Origin of the sequence: Paenibacillus sp. FSL H8-0260 (assembly GCF_045040625.1) — a bacterium.
GTDB lineage: Bacteria > Bacillota > Bacilli > Paenibacillales > Paenibacillaceae > Paenibacillus_AQ > Paenibacillus_AQ odorifer.
The window spans coordinates 3,088,633-3,109,515 of the sequence record NZ_CP150298.1; the positions used below are offsets into that span (position 1 = coordinate 3,088,633).

Annotated in this window: 24 protein-coding genes; 21 read left to right on the plus strand and 3 right to left on the minus strand. The window is 43.2% G+C overall.

Annotated features, from left to right (window positions below):
• Nucleotides 1-174 precede the first annotated feature (174 nt).
• From MHI51_RS13710 to MHI51_RS13720, 3 genes are all read left to right on the plus strand, one after another.
• Nucleotides 175-318 carry a hypothetical protein gene (locus MHI51_RS13710; protein ID WP_179086966.1) on the plus strand — a complete coding sequence of 48 codons (144 nt, stop codon included), beginning with the start codon at nt 175-177 and terminating at the stop codon, nt 316-318.
• A 627-nt stretch (nt 319-945) separates the two neighbouring features.
• Complete coding sequence (locus tag MHI51_RS13715; RefSeq protein ID WP_179087673.1) at nt 946-1,095, plus strand: hypothetical protein; 150 nt, start codon at nt 946-948, stop codon at nt 1,093-1,095.
• Nucleotides 1,096-1,915: 820 nt separating this feature from the next.
• Nucleotides 1,916-2,314, plus strand: coding sequence for a DnaJ family domain-containing protein (locus MHI51_RS13720; protein ID WP_076218040.1), 399 nt, complete (start codon nt 1,916-1,918; stop codon nt 2,312-2,314).
• A 138-nt stretch (nt 2,315-2,452) separates the two neighbouring features.
• Here MHI51_RS13720 and MHI51_RS13725 read toward each other — a convergent pair whose 3' ends face one another.
• Nucleotides 2,453-2,875: a GNAT family N-acetyltransferase gene (locus MHI51_RS13725; RefSeq protein ID WP_405173953.1), complete on the minus strand. Its 423-nt coding sequence runs from the start codon at nt 2,873-2,875 to the stop codon at nt 2,453-2,455.
• 139 nt (nt 2,876-3,014) lie between these two features.
• Here MHI51_RS13725 and hrpB point away from each other — a divergent pair, with 139 nt between their 5' ends.
• Nucleotides 3,015-5,507 carry an ATP-dependent helicase HrpB gene (gene hrpB / locus MHI51_RS13730; protein ID WP_405173954.1) on the plus strand — a complete coding sequence of 831 codons (2,493 nt, stop codon included), beginning with the start codon at nt 3,015-3,017 and terminating at the stop codon, nt 5,505-5,507.
• 98 nt (nt 5,508-5,605) lie between these two features.
• Nucleotides 5,606-6,190: a general stress protein gene (locus MHI51_RS13735; RefSeq protein ID WP_076126136.1), complete on the plus strand. Its 585-nt coding sequence runs from the start codon at nt 5,606-5,608 to the stop codon at nt 6,188-6,190.
• An 814-nt stretch (nt 6,191-7,004) separates the two neighbouring features.
• Here MHI51_RS13735 and MHI51_RS13740 read toward each other — a convergent pair.
• Nucleotides 7,005-7,937 carry a LysR family transcriptional regulator gene (locus MHI51_RS13740; protein WP_076308077.1) on the minus strand — a complete coding sequence of 311 codons (933 nt, stop codon included), beginning with the start codon at nt 7,935-7,937 and terminating at the stop codon, nt 7,005-7,007.
• A gap of 71 nt (nt 7,938-8,008) precedes the next feature.
• Here MHI51_RS13740 and aroC point away from each other — a divergent pair, with 71 nt between their 5' ends.
• The 8 genes from aroC to MHI51_RS13780 all read left to right on the plus strand — a co-directional run bounded on the left by aroC (nt 8,009) and on the right by MHI51_RS13780 (nt 12,988).
• Nucleotides 8,009-9,064: a chorismate synthase gene (aroC, locus tag MHI51_RS13745; RefSeq protein WP_076126139.1), complete on the plus strand. Its 1,056-nt coding sequence runs from the start codon at nt 8,009-8,011 to the stop codon at nt 9,062-9,064.
• A 161-nt stretch (nt 9,065-9,225) separates the two neighbouring features.
• A complete protein-coding gene (locus MHI51_RS13750; RefSeq protein WP_405173955.1) occupies nt 9,226-10,083 on the plus strand; it encodes an NAD-dependent epimerase/dehydratase family protein in 858 nt (285 codons plus the stop codon).
• A gap of 33 nt (nt 10,084-10,116) precedes the next feature.
• The gene (locus MHI51_RS13755) at nt 10,117-10,311 is read left to right on the plus strand and encodes a hypothetical protein (RefSeq protein ID WP_076126143.1); all 195 of its coding nucleotides are present in this window, start codon (nt 10,117-10,119) and stop codon (nt 10,309-10,311) included.
• Between the two features lie 277 nt (nt 10,312-10,588).
• Nucleotides 10,589-11,086, plus strand: coding sequence for a hypothetical protein (locus MHI51_RS13760; RefSeq protein WP_139329842.1), 498 nt, complete (start codon nt 10,589-10,591; stop codon nt 11,084-11,086).
• Entirely contained in the window at nt 11,061-11,345 is a 285-nt protein-coding gene (locus MHI51_RS13765) for a hypothetical protein (RefSeq protein ID WP_405173956.1), read from the plus strand. The genes MHI51_RS13760 and MHI51_RS13765 overlap by 26 nt, the downstream gene beginning before the upstream one ends.
• On the plus strand, nt 11,303-11,512 hold the full coding sequence (locus MHI51_RS13770) for a hypothetical protein (RefSeq protein ID WP_405174085.1): 210 nt from the start codon (nt 11,303-11,305) through the stop codon (nt 11,510-11,512). The genes MHI51_RS13765 and MHI51_RS13770 overlap by 43 nt, the downstream gene beginning before the upstream one ends.
• A complete protein-coding gene (locus tag MHI51_RS13775; protein ID WP_405173957.1) occupies nt 11,493-11,927 on the plus strand; it encodes a hypothetical protein in 435 nt (144 codons plus the stop codon). Before MHI51_RS13770 ends, MHI51_RS13775 begins: the two co-directional genes overlap by 20 nt.
• A gap of 122 nt (nt 11,928-12,049) precedes the next feature.
• Nucleotides 12,050-12,988 (plus strand): N-acetyltransferase, encoded by a 939-nt coding sequence (locus tag MHI51_RS13780; RefSeq protein ID WP_076301885.1) that lies wholly within the window; start codon nt 12,050-12,052, stop codon nt 12,986-12,988.
• A 35-nt stretch (nt 12,989-13,023) separates the two neighbouring features.
• Here MHI51_RS13780 and MHI51_RS13785 read toward each other — a convergent pair whose 3' ends face one another.
• On the minus strand, nt 13,024-13,914 hold the full coding sequence (locus MHI51_RS13785; RefSeq protein WP_076275735.1) for a GNAT family N-acetyltransferase: 891 nt from the start codon (nt 13,912-13,914) through the stop codon (nt 13,024-13,026).
• Between the two features lie 251 nt (nt 13,915-14,165).
• On the opposite strand from MHI51_RS13785, the gene MHI51_RS13790 reads away from it, so the two are divergent.
• The 8 genes from MHI51_RS13790 to MHI51_RS13825 all read left to right on the plus strand — a co-directional run bounded on the left by MHI51_RS13790 (nt 14,166) and on the right by MHI51_RS13825 (nt 20,807).
• Nucleotides 14,166-14,357 (plus strand): GNAT family N-acetyltransferase, encoded by a 192-nt coding sequence (locus MHI51_RS13790; protein ID WP_405173958.1) that lies wholly within the window; start codon nt 14,166-14,168, stop codon nt 14,355-14,357.
• 1,003 nt (nt 14,358-15,360) lie between these two features.
• Nucleotides 15,361-15,522, plus strand: a complete 162-nt coding sequence (locus tag MHI51_RS13795; RefSeq protein ID WP_179087443.1) for a hypothetical protein — start codon at nt 15,361-15,363, stop codon at nt 15,520-15,522.
• Nucleotides 15,523-16,392: 870 nt separating this feature from the next.
• Complete coding sequence (locus MHI51_RS13800; protein ID WP_036686667.1) at nt 16,393-16,752, plus strand: helix-turn-helix transcriptional regulator; 360 nt, start codon at nt 16,393-16,395, stop codon at nt 16,750-16,752.
• Nucleotides 16,753-16,845: 93 nt separating this feature from the next.
• Entirely contained in the window at nt 16,846-17,229 is a 384-nt protein-coding gene (locus MHI51_RS13805; protein ID WP_036686669.1) for a DivIVA domain-containing protein, read from the plus strand.
• Between the two features lie 213 nt (nt 17,230-17,442).
• On the plus strand, nt 17,443-18,315 hold the full coding sequence (locus tag MHI51_RS13810; protein WP_076126156.1) for a PRD domain-containing protein: 873 nt from the start codon (nt 17,443-17,445) through the stop codon (nt 18,313-18,315).
• 22 nt (nt 18,316-18,337) lie between these two features.
• Nucleotides 18,338-18,844: a PTS glucose transporter subunit IIA gene (locus tag MHI51_RS13815; protein WP_076126158.1), complete on the plus strand. Its 507-nt coding sequence runs from the start codon at nt 18,338-18,340 to the stop codon at nt 18,842-18,844.
• A gap of 47 nt (nt 18,845-18,891) precedes the next feature.
• Nucleotides 18,892-20,346 carry an N-acetylglucosamine-specific PTS transporter subunit IIBC gene (nagE, locus tag MHI51_RS13820; RefSeq protein ID WP_036686675.1) on the plus strand — a complete coding sequence of 485 codons (1,455 nt, stop codon included), beginning with the start codon at nt 18,892-18,894 and terminating at the stop codon, nt 20,344-20,346.
• Nucleotides 20,347-20,489: 143 nt separating this feature from the next.
• Complete coding sequence (locus MHI51_RS13825) at nt 20,490-20,807, plus strand: hypothetical protein (protein WP_405173959.1); 318 nt, start codon at nt 20,490-20,492, stop codon at nt 20,805-20,807.
• The last annotated feature ends 76 nt before the right edge of the window (nt 20,808-20,883 follow it).

Consider the following 20,883-nt stretch of genomic DNA (forward strand, 5'->3'; position numbering starts at 1 on the left):
AAGGTCATAAGCAAATCCACGAGCTTGATTTGCGTACGGCGCGGAGTTAGTGTTGGCGAAGATAGGGGAGTGATGAAGGTGATAAGTGTGCAAGACGGGAGAAAGTGAGTGATGTAGGAGATAAGTGTGCATGACGATGAAAAGTGAGTGAAGACAGGGATAAGTGCGTGATGAATGGCGGAAGTAAACAGTAGCATCTACGGTGGCGAGGATGCATCGGCGTTGCGGACTGTATTGCAGCTATTTGGCGTTTTTGCTGTGTTTATTAGAAGTATCGGACTGCATAGCACTTATTGCTGCGATTTTGAACAAAAGTAGGGCGTGTTTGAGCGAATAGGTGCAACTGTGTCCGATAGCAGAGGGAATAAGCCTGAATTTGTGAAATAAGGGCTGCTGGGTCCGAACTATCTATGGCGACCAAGATGTAATGAAGATGCAAAGGATGTAGTATACGAGCAAGAGCTACTGAGCCCGAACGATTTGCGGAGGCGTGGATTCGCTAATGTATCGGACTGTATTGCAGCTATTTGGAGTTTTTGGTGTGTTTATTAGAAGTATCGGACCGCATAGCGCTTAATGCCGTGATTTTGAACAAAAGTAGGGCGTATTTGAGCGAATAGGTGCAACTGAGTCCGATAGCAGAGAGAATAAGCCTGAATTTGTGAAATAAGGTCATCTGAGTCCGCACGTTACATGGTAGCGAGGATGCATCGGCGTTGCGGACTGTATTGCAGCTATTTGGAGTTTTTGGTGTGTTTATTAGAAGTATCGGACCGCATAGCACTTATTGCCGCGATTTTGAATAAAAGTACGGCGTATTTGAGCGAATAGGTGCAACTGAGTCCGATAGCAGAGCGAAAAGGACTAAATTAGCGAAATAAGGGCTGCTGGGTCCGAATGATCTATGGCGACGAAGAGGTAATGAAGGTACAAAGGATGTAGTATATGAGCAAGAGCTACTGGGTTCGATCGGTTTGCGGAGACCTGGATTCGCTAATGGATCGGACTGTATTGCAGCTATTTGGTGTTTTTGGTGTGTTTATTAGAAGTATCGGACCGCATAGCACTTATTGCCGCGATTTTGAACAAAAGTAGGGCGTATTTGAGCGAATAGGTGCAACTGAGTCCGATAGCAGAGAGAATAAGCCTGAATTTGTGAAATAAGGGCTGCTGGGTCCGAACTATCTATGGCGACCAAGATGTAATGAAGATGCAAAGGATGTAGTATACGAGCAAGAGCTACTGAGCCCGAACGATTTGCGGAGGCGTGGATTCGCTAATGTATCGGACTGTATTGCAGCTATTTGGAGTTTTTGGTGTGTTTATTAGAAGTATCGGACCGCATAGCGCTTAATGCCGCGATTTTGAACAAAAGTAGGGCGTATTTGAGCGAATAGGTGCAACTGAGTCCGATAGTACAGCGAAATGGACTAAATTAGTGAAATAAGGGCTGCTGGGTCCGAACGATCTATGGCGCCGAAGATGTAATGAAGATGTAATGAAGATGCAAAGGATGTAGTATACGAGCAAGAGCTGCTGGGTTCGAACGATCAATGGCGACGAAGAGGTAATGAATGTGTAATAAAGGATGTAGTATACGAGCAAGAGCTCCTGGGTCCAAACATTTCACGATGGCAATTGTATGCTGACATTGCGGTTATGGACTTAGAATATACATTGTGTACGATAGTTACAGCCTCCAAGCTGCTCAATTGTGCGAGGAGGGGTAAGGGGCATTTGAGTAAATAGCTCGCCATCCCTATAGTTAACAGCATAGGAAAGATCTGAGAAAGCATTCCGGCACCTTGATGCAAATCCTAAGTCTCTTATGCTAAAATTAACGCAATTCCGTAAAATCTACTTTTGCTTAGGCAGGGTAGTTAATAGTGTGGTATTGGTGAAGGAGGCTGCGTATATGGGGATGATGTCTTGGTTAGCTGAGCAGCGGATTCAGGAGTCTATGCGTAACGGGGAATTTCGAGATTTACCTGGGCATGGCAAGCCGCTGGAGCTCGAGGATTTATCGGGTGTGCCGGAAGAATTGCGGATGTCTTTTAAAATCATGAAGAACTCCGGACTGGTGCCTGAGGAAATCTCTCTGCGAGCTGAATGTGTTACGTTGGAAGGATTGCTAGCGGCTTGTCATAATAGCGGAAGTGCAGAAACCAGTGAGGGCAAGGCTTTGCGGTCAAAACTGTCTATGAAAAGACTGCGTCTACAGGAGTTATTACGTGAACGCGGCTTGGATAGTAACCCTGCTTTTATGCAATACAGTGCTCAAATACACGAACAGATGATAAAGGAAGAGGAATAACGCTGCTTAAGTTACTGCCTAAATGCCTACATTCATTTGGACATCAGAATAAATAGTGTAAAATAAAAAGGCATCTCTTAGTCGTTTTAGACAGAAGAGCTGCCTTTTTACTTGTTATGTGTAACTAAACATGTATACTCATCTAATTTGTTTAAAATATACCCATTCCGGATCGCCTTCATCTAAATTCTCAATGACTCCGCTTTTAACAAACCCTTGAGAAAGACATAGTTGCTGCATGATCGTATTGGATTTATTGGTGGAGGTGAAAAGCTTGGGGGTGGGGCATTGTTCCTCGATGTAGCTAAGGAGTGTTTTGGCTATGCCTAGGCGTCTGAACTCAGGATCCACAATGACCAGCTGAATAAAACAGCATTCGAAAAAGGTGGTATCGTAGCAAGCAAATCCTACAAACGTTCCATTATGTGATGCTACGTAACACTGCTCATGATTGATATATTTTTCAATCTTCGATTTGCGGCTTTCATTGCCAATGATCTTGCTGTCTATTTTGGTGAGCATGGGTAGATCTGAAATTGTAGCTTTTGTTACGAATATCATAGTAAGTCTCCTTATTAATATTATAGAGGGTATGAATGGTAAGTCTTGATCTTTAAGGTTTTTTCACACATGATGAAAATGATCTAAGATAACTTCAAGGAAAATTATAACATATGATTATAGACGATGGAGAGATAGAATGAAACAGCTTCCGATTATACAGGTGCTTCCTGACCTGAAAAACATACTTAACACTGCGCAGGCAGCTGTACTTATCGCTGAACCGGGTGCAGGCAAAACAACTGGAACGCCTCCGGCGTTTTTGGACGAGCCCTGGATGGCGGGTAAAAGCATTTTAATGTTAGAGCCTAGAAGGCTTGCTGCTAGATCTGCCGCCACTTACATGGCATCCTGCCTTGGTGAAAGTGTTGGACAGACGGTAGGTTATCGGATGCGGAATGACACTAAAGTAGGCAAAAATACGCGGATTGTTGTAGTCACTGAAGGAGTATTAACGAGAATGCTGCAAAGCGATCCTTCTTTGGGTGATGTGGGTTTAGTTATTTTTGATGAGTTCCATGAGCGCAGTCTTCATGCGGATTTGGGACTTGCCCTTACACTGGAAGCACAGGCTGTGCTGCGGGAGGATCTAAGGATTCTTATCATGTCAGCTACCTTGGACAGTGAGCGGGTGTCTGCTTTACTAGGGGATGCGCCTGTAGTAAATTGTCCGGGCAGAACCTATCCTGTAGAAACAATCTATGTGCCAACTACTGGGAATTTTCCACTGGAAAAAACTGCTGCAGCTGCTGTGAGACGTGCGCTTGCTGAACAACCCGGAGATATTCTCGTCTTTTTACCGGGGGAAAGAGAAATACGCAGAACTCAAAGTGAGTTGGAAAATGGAAGCTTGGCAGAGAAGACGGTAATTCGCCCTCTATATGGCCAGCTGCCACAAAATATCCAAGATGCAGCTGTGGCTGCATCTGTTCAAGGTGAACGAAAAGTAGTGCTTGCGACTTCTATCGCTGAGACAAGTCTAACGATTGAAGGCGTGCGAACGGTAATTGACACAGGGCAGCGCCGTACACAGGTATTCTCACCACGCACAGGAATGCCAAGTCTAACGACAGTCCCGGTATCGAAAGCCTCCGCGGATCAACGGCGGGGACGTGCCGGACGAACAGCCCCTGGCGTGTGCTACAGGCTGTGGAGTCAGGAGGAGCATAATCGACTTCCGGATGACAATGTGCCGGAGATTATGCAGACGGACCTTGCGCAGCTCGCTTTGGAGCTGGCGCTGTGGGGCGTGCGCGATACTGCCGCGCTATCTTGGCTTGACGCGCCGCCCGCTGCGCCTTTTGCGCAGGGCACCGCGCTGCTGCGCCAGCTCGGCGCGCTGGACGCCGGCGGCGCTATTACGCCGCACGGCCACAGCATGGCCGCGCTTGGCGCGCACCCGCGAGCCGCGCATATGCTGCTGCGCGCGGCAGAGCTTGGCACAGCACCGCTCGCCTGCCGGCTGGCGGCGCTGCTGCAAGAGCGGGACCTTTTCAAGGGTCCCGCGGCCCTAGATTGCGACCTCACGCTCCGCGTTGAGGCGCTGCTCCGGTTCGAGCGCTCCGCTGATAGCGGCGGAGCGGACCCGGCGGCTCTGCGCGCTGTGCAGCGCGAGAGCCGCCATTTCCTGGCGCAGCTGCAAGCCGCGCCGGGCGAGAACGTGAACGACATCAGCCGCTGCGGGCTGCTTCTGTCGTTCGCCTATCCCGACCGGATCGGGCAGAAACGCGGCGATGGCGCGTTTCTGCTCTCCTCCGGTCGGGGGGCGGCCATGCGGGAAGGGCAACCGCTGGCCCGGTCATCTTATATCGTAGCTGCTTCGATCGATGATCGCGCTACACAGGGCGCAATTATGCTGGCAGCTGAGATAGAAGAAGGACAACTGCTTTCCTATCATGCAGACCGCATCACCGAGGAAGCGGATGTGTATTGGGATAAAGAAAGTGGAAGTGTGAAGAAACGTCGTCGCACAATGCTCGGCGCGTTGGTCTTAAAAGAAACTTCACATGAAAGACCCTCCGCGGAAGAAATGGAAAATGTACTATTAAGTGTCATCGCTACAGATGGCATTGAAATCCTACCGTGGGAGAAGGGAACCATACAGCTTCGCGAACGTTTGATGTTTATGCATACCTTACGTTCAGATTGGCCGGATGTATCAGATGTTGCTTTAATTGCTACGTTGGATGAATGGCTTTTGCCATATCTGCAAGGTATGAGGAACCTCCGCGACCTTCAGCGTGTACCGTTAGCGCGAGCGCTTGAGGGGATGTTAGACTGGAATCAGCGGCAGATGCTGGAAAAGGAGGCACCTACACATATATCTGTTCCTAGTGGCTCGCGTGTGCCTGTAGATTATACTAATCCTGCTGCCCCGGTATTGGCAGTAAGATTGCAAGAGATGTTTGGACAGCTGGACACACCTCGAATTGGAGGGGGAAAATTGCCAGTATTGCTGCATCTTTTGTCACCAGCTAGACGACCTGTGCAGGTAACCTCTGATCTAGCAAGTTTTTGGCGGGGGACCTATTTTGAGGTCAAAAAAGATCTGAAGGGACGGTACCCGAAGCACTATTGGCCAGATGACCCATTACAGGCTATTCCGACTAATCGTACACGCCCTGTAAAATAATTTATGGTTACATATGCTCTTGAAATTTTTCCTTAGATGTTTGGTCTCCCGTTTAAAGGGTAATTACTAGCGAAGACAATTACTAAGGAGGGCTTCAAGTGACTAAAAAAATCGTAGGTATTTTCGACACAGAACAAGAAGCAACCAGAGCAATTGAAGGACTTCACAATCAAGGATTTAATAATGATGAAATATCAGTAATCACACGTGATCGTGATGAGCTTAGAAACATCTCAGAGGATACAGGCACAAAAGCTCCAGAAGGAGTAGCAACAGGCGCTGCTACAGGTGGTGTAGTTGGCGGCGTTGCCGGACTATTAGCAGGGATCGGAGCTTTGGCGATTCCGGGGATTGGACCGATTCTGGCGGCAGGGCCTATAGTTGCAACCCTTACAGGTGCAGCAGTTGGTGCAGGCGCAGGTGGATTAGTCGGCGGCTTGATCGGACTCGGTATTCCTGAGGATGAGGCTAAAGAGTACGAAGGTTATGTGGAAAGCGGCAAAATCCTTGTACTAGTCGATGATAATGGACGCGGCTATCAAGCACATGATGTGTTCCGCGGTAACCGTTCGCTGAATACTCAGCGTTACGAAGGCGTCTATAACGAAGACACTAGACTAGGAAATTCGATGGCTAACAGAGCGGATCGGACGGCTGAAGTCTACAACCGCGATAAAATATAACATTATAATAACCTGCTTTAAAAGCGGTAAAAGGTTACAAGGAGCGATTCTCCGATTTAATGGAGAATCGCTCCTTTTGTATTTTTAGTCCATCGCGCCTCCCGGAATCCCCCTTTGCTCATCCTCTTCTGAGGGGTACGGACCCAGATGACGCTATTGGCTAATTTTTGCTCTTTGCAGCAGGATTTCGGACTCCATGGACGCTATTCTATAGAATGAGGCTCTTATTTCCTGTTTTTTTGCCAATAGCTGCAATGGGGTCCGATAGGGCTCCAAATATCGGATAAAATTGCGTTTAAGGTCCGCTGTGTCCTTTGCTACTACGTTCCTGCATCGTTTCGGAGTGTCCTTATGCTGCAACGCACGTGCTGTCTTTGTACTGCTACGTATGCGCCCGATCACGGTGTCCTTTGCAGGTGGGGCATCGTTCTGCTGACGTACATGCACCGTTCCCTAGAGTCCTTATGCTGCAACGCACGTGCTGTCTTTGTACTGCTATCTATGCGTACCCGATCACTGTAACCTTTGTTGGAGGGTTATCGTTCCGCTGACGTACATGCACCGTTCCCTAGAGTCCTTTTACTATTACGTACGTGCATCGTTCCACTGTGTCCTTGTATTGCTACGTAAGCGCACCCGGACTCTGTGTCCTTATCCTACTGAGCATAAGCCCCCGGTTTGCAGCTACGAAATCCCCCCGTTCCGCAGCGTCTTTATGGTTGGTAATCACATGCCCCGTTCCGCAGCGACCTTATGGTTGGTAATCACATGCCCCGTTACGCAGTGTCCTTATATGCTGTTACCTTGCACGATCTTAATCAAGGATACGAAGCATGCGGATGAAAGAATCAGCTGCCACGGATAACCTCATATCGCGATGGATTGCGAAGCCTATATTCCGGGGTGGAGGGGGATCATCTAATTGCAACTCGAAAAGTTCTCCTTTTTGAATCTCCTCAATTACAAAAGAACGGCTAATAAAGGCTACCCCGTAACCAAGTCTTGCAAATTCAGAGAGTAAATCGATGCTGCCCAGCTCTATATCTGGTTTAACGGACAACCCCTTACCAGCAAACCAATGATCAACAAACAGTCTGGTGCTGCTTTCTGGGGATAATAAAATAAAAGGTAACTCTGCAAGTTCTTTTGCCGTAAGCGAACGGTTTGCCAGTTCCTGAAAGGCTCGTCCCACTACAAAACAATCCTCAAGGGTGGCAAGCGTCTGAATACTTAATTGTGGATCGTCAATAGGCATATGGACGAGCGCACAGTCTATTTCGCCTTCTTTCAAACGTTTGGTGATCTCATGCGTTTTTCCGTGTGATAGCCGAATTCGTATGCCGGGATATTGTTTGTGGAATGCGTTCAATTGCGGCAGCAAAAGATTTTTTATAAGGGAATCACTTGCTCCAATCCGAACTTCTCCCTCGTTTAATTGCTTTAGATTATGAAGATGCTTTTGTGCAGAATCCAGCATGACTAAAGAGGGCTCAACATATTCCAATAACGCCCGTCCTTCCTCGGTTAGCTCTACACCTTTAGATAAACGATGAAATAATTTGAGGCCTAAAGAATCCTCCATTTGTTTAATGGCATAACTTACGGATGGCTGTGTAATATGCAATTCATTTGCAGCCTTTGTTAGATTTTTGTAACGAGCCGTATATAAAAAAATACGATACCATTCAAGGTTAAAGAATTTGATATAGATCACCTCTATGACAGTCTGTTGAAAATGTGATTTCATTAATTGCAACAATCTTATTATAATTTGGATATATAAATAATAAAAGAGTCGGCAATGGAGGTTTGAATATTATGGCAGGTAACACATTTGGAGAAGTATTTAAGATTACTACCTTTGGAGAGTCACATGGTGCAGCGGTTGGGGTCATAGTGGATGGAGTTACACCTAATGTTGAAATTGATGAAGCATATATTCAAAAACAGATGGATAGAAGGAAACCAGGCCAGTCCTCTGTAACTTCACCGCGTAAGGAATATGATGTGGTGCAAATACAATCAGGAATATTCGAAGGGAAAACAACCGGAACTCCACTCTTTGTAGTTCTGTACAACAAAGATATGAAACCGGAGGCCTATAACGATATTCAGCATTCATTTAGACCCGGCCATGCGGATTATACTTTTTTGCAGAAATATGGAATTCGCGATCATAGAGGCAGTGGGCGGGCATCTGGCAGGGAAACAGCGGCAAGAGTAGCTGGCGGAGCGATCGCTCGGAAACTGCTCGAAAGAAGAGGGGTTGAGGTACTAGCCTACACGCAAGAGGTCGGAGGGATTAAGTGTCAAACCTTTGATGAAGATGTTATTGAACAAAATGCAGTCCGCGCCTGTGATGCTAAGGCTGGAGCTGAAATGATTAAAAAAATTGAACACTTAGCTTCGATTGGAGACAGCTGCGGAGGTATCGTGGAGTGTCGGATTAGAGGGGTTATTCCGGGTCTTGGAGAACCCGTATTTGATAAATTGGATGCAGAGTTAGCTAAAGCGATGTTATCTATTGGTGCTGTAAAAGGAATAGAGTTTGGAGCTGGATTCGAAGCGGCCTCTATGCTTGGAAGTGAACATAATGACGCGATGAATAAGGATGGATTTCTTAGTAACCATTCCGGCGGGATTATAGGCGGAATCAGCACAGGAGAAGAGATTATTTTTCGAATAAGTGTAAAGCCTACATCCTCGATTTCTGTTACTCAACAGACCATAAACACGAATGGTGAAGAAGTTGAGATTAAAACGGAGGGCAGACATGATCCATGTATCTGTCCGAGAATCGTGCCGGTTGTTGAAGCAATGGCTTGCTTAGTATTGGAAGATCTTTATAAAAGACAAGCTGCTATTTTTGGATGAAACACTTTATAAAATGAAACAAATCAAAGACTGCACCTCTTAGCAATAGTCTGTGAGGTGTAGTCTTTTTTGCATATGTGGTATCATATGGATAATCATTCAAATTATGCTTTGTCTCTAGCTATGCCATAAGATACAGCACAGCGAAAAGGAGGGAATAGATGAGAATCTTTGTTGCAGGTGCTGCAGGTGTGATTGGACGGTCATTGCTTCCTAAGTTACTACAAGCGGGGCATGAGGTTATCGGTCTGACCCATAAAGAAGAAAACAAAACAATCCTTGAGAGCTTAGGGGCACAAGCGGTAATCGCGGATGTGTATGAGCGTGAGTCTATATTTGCGGCTATTCAAGCAGCCCAACCTGAAGTGGTAATTCATCAGCTGACTTCATTAAGTCAGCGGAATTTTGCAGATAATTCAAGGATAAGAATAGAAGGAACACGAAATATTGTCGATGCTTCACTGACAAACGGGGTTAAACAGATTATTGCTCAAAGTATCTCTTGGGCTTATGAAGCTGGTGAGGGACCTGCCACGGAGAATACTCCATTAGATACTAATGCTTCTGAATCCCGGATGAGAACCATTGAGGGTATCCGCTCACTTGAAAAGGCAGTTGCAGAAATTCCTAATCATGTGATTTTGCGGTACGGAATGTTGTACGGCCAAGGGACTTGGTATGATACTGCGGGATTAATGACAGAAGAAATTCGACAAGGGAGACTGACTGCAACAGAAGCGGTTACGTCATTCCTTCACGTGGAGGATGCAGCTAACGCGGCGGCGCTTGCTCTGAACTGGCCTTCTGGTCCAGTTAATATTGTGGACAATGAACCTGCGCGAGGAATAGATTGGGTGCCTGTTTTTTCTGAAATCTTGGGAGCTCCTAGACCTCCTTTGCATATGGGCAGAGAAGGCTGGGAACGGGGAGCGTCCAATACAAAAGCTCGAATGGATTACGGATGGAGTCCATCATACCCGTCATGGAGGTCAGGTTTTGCTCAGAGCTTGAAAGGTTAGAGATGAATCCAAACATGTAGAAGGAGAGATGACATGAGTAAATTAAAGAATTTTTCTTTAGTAGTCGTGAATTTAATTGCTGATCTATGGTTTGGAATCGTTCGAAAACCAGAGTTTTATGATAAACACACCGTTACTAGAACAAAGAAAGGGTATGTCCTGTTTGTATCTATGGCAGGCATTATCGCAGTGGGTTCAGCTTTTTGGTTATGCTCAAGAATATATTAGAAAAAAGGCTGCCCATTGGCGGTCTTTTTTTTGAGATTGGATGTCAGAAAGCTAGAATGTTATGTTACTACTTAATAGATGGTTAAAACAGGCTCCTTATTATGTTCAGCGCATAAGATTAATGTCTAAACTCATGGATGAAAATCGTGCCAAAGTGACGCTTATTGCCGCCTCAGCTGGGTTTGGAAAAACGACACTTGCGGCCGAATGGGCTCGTACTCATTCCGATGAGGTTGCATAGCTTGCAGATAACCATCTTGTACGGTTCTGGTTAAATTTGCATGCTGCAATTGAGAGAATCTTTCGCCCCTTTTTAAATCGCTTGGATTTGTTTATCCAGTCTGTTCGTGACGGTTCAGTAGAAACTGCGATTCCTCTTTTATTAAACGATCTGCATTCTCTTCCAGGCTCTATTACACTTATAATGGATGATTATCATGCGATTACGAATCAATCGATTCATGAAAGTATGGGCTTTTTCATCGGACATCTTCCGGCTAATGTGAAGCTTGTAATATTGAGTAGAACCCTCCCGCCACTCGCCTTATCCCGCCTAAGAGCACAACAGGAACTTCTAGAATTAAGTAACGATGATCTGAGGTTTACATTTGACGAAAAAGATGAGCTGCAATCTCAATCCTTGAGCGAGCATCTTACACAAGAAGAGTTATTTTTGTTCGAGCAAAAAACAGATGGATGGGTAGCGGGTTTGATTCTTGCCTTCCGCTCTTTTTCAGGAAGGGCTGGTCTTGGAAGCTATCCAGCATGCTTTTGAGGCAGAGGATTATACGTTTTCTGCATCATGTATGGATAGGCCTTTCAATTCAATTATCAAAGATGGCGATGAATCTTCATTGCTAGATTTATTAGATAAGTTGCCGATCAAAAATAGATTGTGCACCCTGATTTGTTTTATTTTCAAGCGGGTTCGATGGCTGTCGCTGGACGATCAGATGATGCCAAACGCTTCTTACAAAAGGTTGAACTTTTCATGGAAGAGGAATTTATTATTCCGGAAAAAGAGCAAGCCGTAATTCAAATGCGGTTGGATCTGTATCGTGCTTCGGTTGCATTTTATCAGGGGGACGTGGATACGTTCGTTGAGCTATTGGACCAAAACAGGGAAGGCACAGAGAGATTTGCATCTATAGTAAACGTTACAAGGACATGGTTTTGTATTTTTGGCGGATCTTTTCTATGAACGGAATCATCTTAAAGATGCAAATGTCCAACTGGACAAAGCGCTTGTTATGTGTAATTCCACGAGGCATGTGAGCGTGTGGGTGCCAGGGGTTATTTTGCAAGCTAAAATGTTAAAAGCAATGGGTCATGTGGAAGATGCAGCGGAGGTTTTGCAGACAGCTATTGCGGAACTTAAGCAATATCATTCTCCTGGCAGGGAAAGATTGCTGGAAGCTGCATATATTCGAATTCAGTTCTCGCAAGGACCGTTAAGTAGCGGTGATGAATGGCTAACGAAAAGGCATATTAGTACAAATGATAAACCTAATGTTGCCCGGGAATACGAACAAATCACACTCGCGCGTATGCTGATGGTCCGTCAAGCTTATCAAAAGTTAGAGGTTAAAAACCAGGTAAAGCCGTTTCTAAGATAAAAGAAAAGCATTTGCTTTAAATCGGCAAAAGATTAATATAACAGTTTATTACCAAACATTTACTTTAAGAAGTGATACTATGGAATACAGAAGGTGATAGGACTAGCGAGGAGGAAATGTAAATGCAATTAATGGCATGGTCTGAATACGAGATTTCATATGACTTAAATAATGATTATTCTATTCGTAAGGCAGACTCAGAAGAGTGGGGACTGTATTGTTCCATTTATTATAATATGCAATATAATGGTTTTTTTAAAGAAGAAAGGTTCAATTCTGCCCAAAGAAACGCTTTTTGGATTTATAAAGGCGAGTCTAAAATAGGTGGGGTAAGGATGTCACCTAACCGGATATATCATTTATTTGTTATTCCACCTTATAATGATACATTTGTGGTGCTGAAGCTACTAAAAAAGCTTTTGATTTATTGGTCAGATAGAACAAAACCTATAAAAACCTTCGAGGTTCTGCCAGACCAGGTTCAATTATTTGCGCGGGCGGGGTTTTGGCCTGATGAGTTCAGATGCCGTTGGATGCACCGTCCTACAGATTATTTTGAGGTCGAATGGAACAAAGAGTTAAGGATTGAAAGTCCTCAGATCGAAGATAATGGAATGGACGCTAAACGATTTATTCTTGAAGAGCAGATTGCCGAATGTAACTTTGCGAGCTTCGATGGAAGTCTTGAGGCAACAAGGAGAAAAAAATTCGCTTATGAAGATTTTATCCCAAGTGAAGAACCTAATTACACAAATGAAGAATTACTGACAGCGTCAACGCTTGTGTATGATAAGAAATCAGGACAGCTAATTGCGAATTGTCTTTTGGGTTTACAAGATGATTACGCAGCAGTTTACAGTATTGGTGTAATCCCTGCTTACAGAGGAAAAGGGATTGCTACAAGGATGTTGAAAAGAGGACTTAATCTCCTGAAAGATAAGTATCCGATCCTAAGATTATATGTCATGGAAGGTAATGATGCGGAGTCTGTTTATTTAAATCTAGGATTTGTCCCTGGAGTACAAGAGATACAGAGTATGTATATTCCTATGCACGACTAAGAAAGGCTGCCAGATGGCAGCCTTTTTTTTGTTAACTAGGCATGAGAGGTAATAGGAAACATGAAATGTTGAGGGAGTTCTTTTAATAGCGGACGTATAAATAAGGTATCTTCACTCTGGGAAATTAATTCTGCCTTAACTTGATCGATTGGATAATCTGGTGTGAAATAAAAATGTATAACTTCAGTATCCGGAGAAATAATGCTTTTCAATACTGTGTTGATATCAAAACTTGTTGTACTAATAATATCAAAAATATGAAGCTGATGATCCTCATGTTTAAAGATCACAATAACGTCAGCCTCTTCAATATAATAAAAGGAATCGTGAAAAGGAAGAATAAAATAAAACAGCAGCTGATGTTCATTATTTATCACGCTAAGCGCGGAGGATACCGGTGTTCTTTTGACCGCGAAATTTTTGATCATGCTAAAATCAACAGGGTTACCTATAGATAAAGGCCGCACAGAGTAGGTTGTAGTTGGCTGATTGCTAAGATGAGCAACGTTAAGTGAAAAGCTGCTTTCTTGCATGCGTTCAAACCCGAATTTAGGATAAAAATCCAAAGCGCGCTCATTAGCAAATAAGTAGAGGAAGTCGTATTCATGTTCGTACTTAGCGATAATGTGGTCTATTAATTTTCGGGATAAGCCTTGCATACGATAATCAGGATGTGTCATCACCGTCCCAATTTGGATGGCGTTGTATTCTTTTTTGTTGATGAGAATAGTCATTTTATTAATAGATGCATTCGCAATGACGTGATCTTCATCGATAAAGGAATAACAAATATATTTGTCATTCCAGCCCCCTTGATCATACCAAGGTTTAAAATCAATACCAAAGATTGATTGGGCTAAAGAATTGAAGCTAAGCTTATATTTATCGATGTGTTTATAATCGCTAATCAATTGATATTCATGCATAGAATATACCTCTATTTCAGATGATTTTGGGATTCGCATTTTATGAATATATAATACTATGCTTTTTAACCGTAAAGTTGATTTTAAAAATACTATACCAATATAATCCTGTAGATGTGTTATCATAATCTCTAAATTATTGACTCGGAGGTATAAGATGAGAGAGATAGATTACTGTCATTATTTTTGGCAGGATGAGAAAATAAGACTAAGATCTGTTCACATTTGCAGAATTCTCATCACAGCGACTGATGTTTACGATCGAAAATCTGAATGGTGAATATGTGGGTGGAGTAAATCTTAATAGCATAGACGAAAAAAATTGTACGTTCAGTATAGGCGTGCAAGTGGATAGAGACCATCGAGGTAAGGGGTATGGGACAAGAGCTATCAACATCCTGTTGAAGTATGCTTTTTTGGAGCTTAGACTCAAACAAGTTTAACGAATGTGCGCTCGAAGGTAACGAACCCTCAGCAGCTATGCTTAGAAAAGTGGGTTGTGTTCAAGAAGGCGTGCGCCGTAAAGTTATTTATACAAATGGACAATATTTAGATTTACTTTTGTTTGGATTGACGAAAGATGAATTTATGGAGAAAAACGCTATGAAATAGTGCTTAGGAGAGGTTACTTGGAAAGCGGAGTGGCGCAGGGATTATAGCTGAGAAGGACGTTTAGAAAATGAACTTGGCAAAGTGGAACTTATTAGTTACCTAAAAAGCGATTCTTCAATACATGGAGGATCGCTTTTTTGCGTTTTGCTGTTCGAATTGATGTTCTATTGAAGCTTGCGGACCCAGAAGACGCTATTTGCATATTTTTCGCTTTTTCAGAGTAGTATCGGACTCCAGTGCAGCTATTCCTCAAGAATCGCTCTATTTATGTTACTTTTTATGCCAATGCGTCCATGGGGTCCGATAGCACACCAAAAGTGGGAAAAAGCAGCGAATAGAGTCAACTGTGTCCGATAGCAACTCGAACGAGCAAACTTGAACAAACTAAACAAAGAATGGGAGGGGAGCGTGCTGAAGCCTGTGGATTCAGATAGAGTTTATTTCGTGCAGAAGTATGTGGGCTCAGATAGAGTTTGGTTTGCGCAGAAGCATGCGGGTTCAGATAGAGTTTGTATCGTGCAGAAGTATGTGGATCCAGATAGAGTTTGCTTTGCGTAGAAACTTGCCGATCTAAATAGAGTTTGGATCACGCAGAAACTTTCGGACCCAGAAGATGCTATTTGCAAATATTAAGCTTTTTGAGAGTAGTATCGGACACCAGTGCAGCTATTCCTCAAGAATCGCTCTATATATGTTACTTTTTATGCCAATAGCGCCCATGGGGTCCGATAGCACACCAAAAGTGGGGAAAAGCAGCGAATAGGGTCAACTGGGTCCGATAGTAGCTCGAACGAGCAAACTTGAACAAACTAAACAAAGAATGGGAGGAGGATCATGCAGAAGCATGTGGGTCCAGATGGAGTTTGTATCGTGCTGAAGTATATTGATCCAGATGGAGTTTGGTTTGCGCAGAAACTTGCCGATCCAGATAGAGTTTGGTTCGCGCTGAAGCTTTCGGACTCAAAAGATGCTATTTGCAAATATTTAGCTATTTGAGAGTAGTTTCGGACTCCAGTGCAGCTATTCCCCAAGAATAGCTGTATATAAGTTACTTTTTATGCCAATAGCGTCCATGGGGTCCGATAGCACACCAAAAGTGGGAAAAAGCAGCGAATGGAGTCAACTGTGTCCGATAGCAACTCGAACGAGCAAACTTGAATAAACTAAACAAAGAGTGGGAAGGGGATCATGCAGAAGTATGTGGCCTCAGATAGAGTTTATTTCGCGCAGAAACTTGCCGATCCAGATAGAGTTTGGTTCGCGCTGAAGCTTTCGGACTCAAAAGACGCTATTTGCAAATATTTTGCTATTTGAGAGTAGTATCGGACACCAGTGCAGCTATTCCACAAGAATAGCTGTATATATGTTACTTTTTATGCCAATAGCGCCCATGAGGTCCGATAGCACACCAAAAGTGGGAAAAAGCAGCGAATAGAGTCAACTGGGTCCGATAGTAGCTCGAACAAGCAACTGATCAAACTAAACTGATCAAACTAAACTGATCAAACCAAACAAACCAAACAAACCAAACAAACCAAACGAATCAAATTAAACAAAGAATGGGAGGGGGTGCCGAAGCATGTGGACCTACTTCTTCAAGGATCATTCTACGAAATCAACGATGTACAATCATTTATTCCATAATTTCATCATATGAAAAATTCACAATAATAAACCACAAAAAAACTAAGCTCTCCCTACCCACATCCACATAAATCATCCTATATCCCACCAAATCTCTATAAACAACGTAATAAGTGAACCCTCTATCAAATTTCAGGTTGTGAAAGTTGGAAAATAGTGCTTATACTAGAGTAATAGAAGGAAAGATTAGCCAACAACATTTACAACATGAGGAGGGTTTATATGGCGTTTATGATTGCTCAACGAGCGTTTATCAAAGTGTATCTTATAACAATGGTAGAACAACACCGCGGTTACGGATATCAAATGCTGGAGGATTTACGTCGGGATTTCAAAGCCCATGGTTATTCCCCTCCACAGAGTGAAATCTATCGCGCCCTGCATGAGCTGGTGCAGCAAGGGATTTTATATCGTACCAAGCAGCTGAAAGGCAATGACCCTAAAGTGGATTTTCAAGAAATCGTACTTTACCATTTCACCTCAGATGGAGAAGAAAAAGCAAAATTATATAAAAAGCAGGTAAAGACGGATCTTGACCGCTGCTTAGGCATTTTGAATAAAGCTGTTGTGGACAACTATTAGAACTGCAACTATAGTAATATTTTCAGGATGCTCTCACCCTGTTATAATGGTTACTGCCGGATGATTGCAGTATATACTTGGAGGTAGCAAAAGATGGATGAACATATGAAACGCCGGTTAGACAAACAGCGGAAGCTGTTCAGTCAACTTGGCATCACATTAGACGCTCTAACCATACATGAAAAAGAATTCAGCATGAAGCTGCGTGGCTACGATGCGGAGGAAGTAGATACATTTCTGGACAGCGTAATCAAAGATTACGAACGTTTCTATGCGACGATAGCTGATCTGATGGATAAATGGCAAGAGCAGCAGCTGGAAATGCGGGAATTAAAGGCAGAAACAAAAACAGAGGTTATCCAGGTTCCTGTTTCCCGAGGCATTGATCCAAAAGAATTGGAAGAGGTTATTCTGAGGCTTGAAACTAACGTCCGCCAGCTTAAAGATAAGCTTCCTCGCGTGGAAGAATTTTTATAAGGCGCTGTTTGGGATAATGGGAGCTCCGCTTGACATTTCTAAATTTACCATTGACGAGTTAGCAGTTCATGAATTATGATATGTTCATAAATGATCATTTATATTTTAGTGGCGTGTTACCGTTAAGGGCATGAGCCAAGAATTGTCTTTATTTCCATTAGACAATTCTTGGCTTTTTTTGTTCCAATTTGACGATAATTAGGGAGAGGAGTGATGAGCTTGTCGCGAGAGATCGAGCAATTTCAAGTACAGCGTGTAATTGGGAATAACGTTGTAATGGTTCAGGGAAGCAAAAACGGGAAGGAATATGTCATCATTGGCAAAGGTATTGGATTTGCAGTGAAGGGTTCTGGTGTGATCGAAGGAAATGATGCTCGGATTGAGAAGTTGTTTCGTCTAGAAGATCGCGAAGCCTGGAGCCAATATCAAGTTTTGCTGGAAGATATAGATCCTAAGGTAATGAAAATAACTGATGAGATAATTGCAGATATCCAAAGTCAATTTCCTGACAAGTTAAACGACAAGATTTATCTGGCACTCCCGAGCCACATACAGTTCACCATCTACCGTCTGCGCAACGGGATGGATATTATTAATCCGTTTTTGCAAGAAACCAAAATGTCATTTCCGAAGGAATTTGAGATCGCTTACAAGGCATCGGAGAAAATCAATGCTGAATTTCAAGTGCAAATCCCCGAAGATGAGATTGGATTTCTTACTTATCATGTGTATTCAGCAGTCAATAATGTATCGGTTGGTCAGTTAGTCAAGGCCTCTAATATTGTCAATGAGCTTCTAGACATGATTCAGCAAGAACGAAAGATAACTTTTGAGCACGGCAGTATGAATCATATCCGATTAATGATCCACTTGCGTTTTTCGCTGGAACGTATTTTAAAAGGATCACTAATAGATAATCCCTTTGTGAAACATATTAAGAAAGAATACAAAGAGGAATACAAGCTGGCTAAGAAGCTCGGTAAAGTAATGCAAAGATCGCTTGAGGTCGAAATTCCGGAAGAAGAACTATGTTTTCTAGCCATGCATTTGCACCGGTTATTTCAGACCTTAGTGAAATCAAATTAACATCTTAAGAGGAGTGGAGCATATGTTTTCCAAATGGAAATCAAAAAAAGAAGAGAAACATACTGAACATACCATCGAAATCATGGCACCAATCAGCGGGGAGTCAGTTCCACTAGCACAGGTTCCGGATGAAACCTTTGCTGGCGGTCATATGGGTAACGGAATTGCAATAAAACCATCTGAAGGAATTTTGAAAGCGCCTTTTGACGGTAGGGTTGCTCATATCGTGAAATCGAGTCATGCAGTCATTCTGGAACATTCCTCCGGTATGCAATTGCTATTACATATCGGAATCGATACTGTCAGCCTCAAGGGCAACGGTTTTGTCAGTCATATAACCTCTGGAGATCAAGTAAAAGCAGGTCAAACCCTAATCGAATTTGATCTGGACGTAATTCGCGCGGCAGGTTGTGACACAATTTCGCCTGTAATCGTGACCAGTACAGAGGAGAATCCACCTCAAGTAAGCGGACATTATGGTCAGGTTACAGCAGGACAGGATCTGATTCTTACCGTGGCTTCAAAGTAAATGGTTTATAGAGCACTACTACTATTGAACCGAAAGGATGATTTTAAATGTTGGCTTTTCTACAAAAACTAGGTAAGTCGTTAATGCTTCCTGTTGCAACCATGCCGGCGGCAGCTATTCTTCAAGGGTTTGGTTTGCTTAACTACGAAAAAGATATTCCGCTAGGAGCGACCATTGGTGGATTTCTGAATCAATACTTTGCTCCATTTCTAAACGCCGGAGCGAATGCGATCTTCGGTAACCTAGCCTTAATCTTCGCGGTAGGGGTTGCCATTGGATTTGCCGGTGACGCCGTAGCAGCTTTGTCAGCAGTAATTTCTTACATGGTACTGACTAAGATTCTGCTTATCGTACCGCTTCAATTCTCTTTCATCAATGATGATGTTGTATTGAACATGGGTGTGCTTGGTGGTATTTTTGCCGGTGCTTGGGCAGCGTTCTTATACAAGAGATATCACAATATAAAAATGCCTGATTGGCTCGGATTTTTTGCAGGTAAACGTTTTGTCCCAATCATTACGGCAGCTTCTATGATGGTTCTTGCTGTATTTGTGGGTATGATCTGGAGTCCGATACAAGATGTTATTAGTGACTTCGGGAACTGGGTTGTGTCACTGGGGGCTGTTGGAGCATTCATCTTCGGTACAGCTAACCGCTTGCTGATTCCGTTCGGTCTTCACCACGTGCTTAATACGATTGCTTGGTTCCAAATTGGTGATTTTACGAATGCAGCTGGTGAACTGGTGCATGGTGACTTGTACCGCTTCTTCGCTGGAGATAAAACTGCTGGGATGTTTATGACTGGATTCTTCCCAATTATGATGTTTGCGCTTCCAGGGGCAGCACTTGCATTTATTCATACAGCTAAACCGGAAAAACGTAAAATGGTTGCTTCCATCTTCATCGGTTCTGCCATTGCTTCTTTCTTAACAGGGATCACTGAACCACTTGAGTTCTCCTTTATGTTCGTAGCACCACTCTTGTACGGAGTTCATGCTTTATTAACAGGATTCTCCATGGCCTTGATGTACATTTTAGATGTTAAGCTTGGTTTTGGTTTCTCCGCAGGTTTGATCGATTATCTTGTAAACCTGAAACTGTCTACTAATGCATGGATACTTATTCCTGTGGGTCTTGGATTCTTCGTCTTGTATTATGTACTATTCCGCTTTATTATCTCATTGTTCAAGCTAAAAACACCTGGACGTGAAGATGATGATGAAGAAAGCCTGTTAGCACCACCTGGAGGTAATGGAACGCCTTCATCGTCTTCTAAAGCTGCTCAAATTCTTGAGAACATCGGCGGTCCATCGAACATCCGCAATATCGATGCATGTATCACACGCCTTCGTCTGATTGTTAATGACGAAAAAGCCGTTAAAGATTCCGCATTGAAACAGCTCGGAGCTTCCGGTGTCATGAGACTGGGTCAAGGGGCTGTTCAGATCGTATTTGGTCCAAAATCAGAGCAAATTAAAGATGATATTCAAAAGCTTTTATAACTAAATTGATCATGTTGAAATCATTAAACAGGGCTGGTTCTCATACCAGTCCTGTTTTTTTGCTGTGTCCAGAGATAAAGGGTTGCTTTATGGATAATGCCTAGTATAATACTTGGTATAAGTAAGCAAAGGAGTCGGTACACATGTCAGTCGATGATTATTTGGATCTTTTAAATTACGCCAAGGCGATTAAAGATGGGCAGTGGCAGGCTGACATCATTGAGCGCTTAAAGAATCTTAGTGCAGCAGCGGAAAGTCCTCAGATACAAGAAGAAAGTGTAATAGAACTTTGGTCAAGGTTTGATGCCATTAACATAATGATCATGAACCTGTTTGAGAAGTTACGGGAGAATGAACATTCAGAGCAACAGTTTCAGTGGAAAGAGCAGCTCTGGGAGCTTAGGCTGGAACGGAGTATTTTATCTAAAAAGATTCTTAATCGTTACATTCGAATTAGGTAAACACTAGAAGACAGTTTCCTTATTAATTTAGGGGCTGTCTTTTTTTACGTAATCTTGATACAAAAATACATTGATA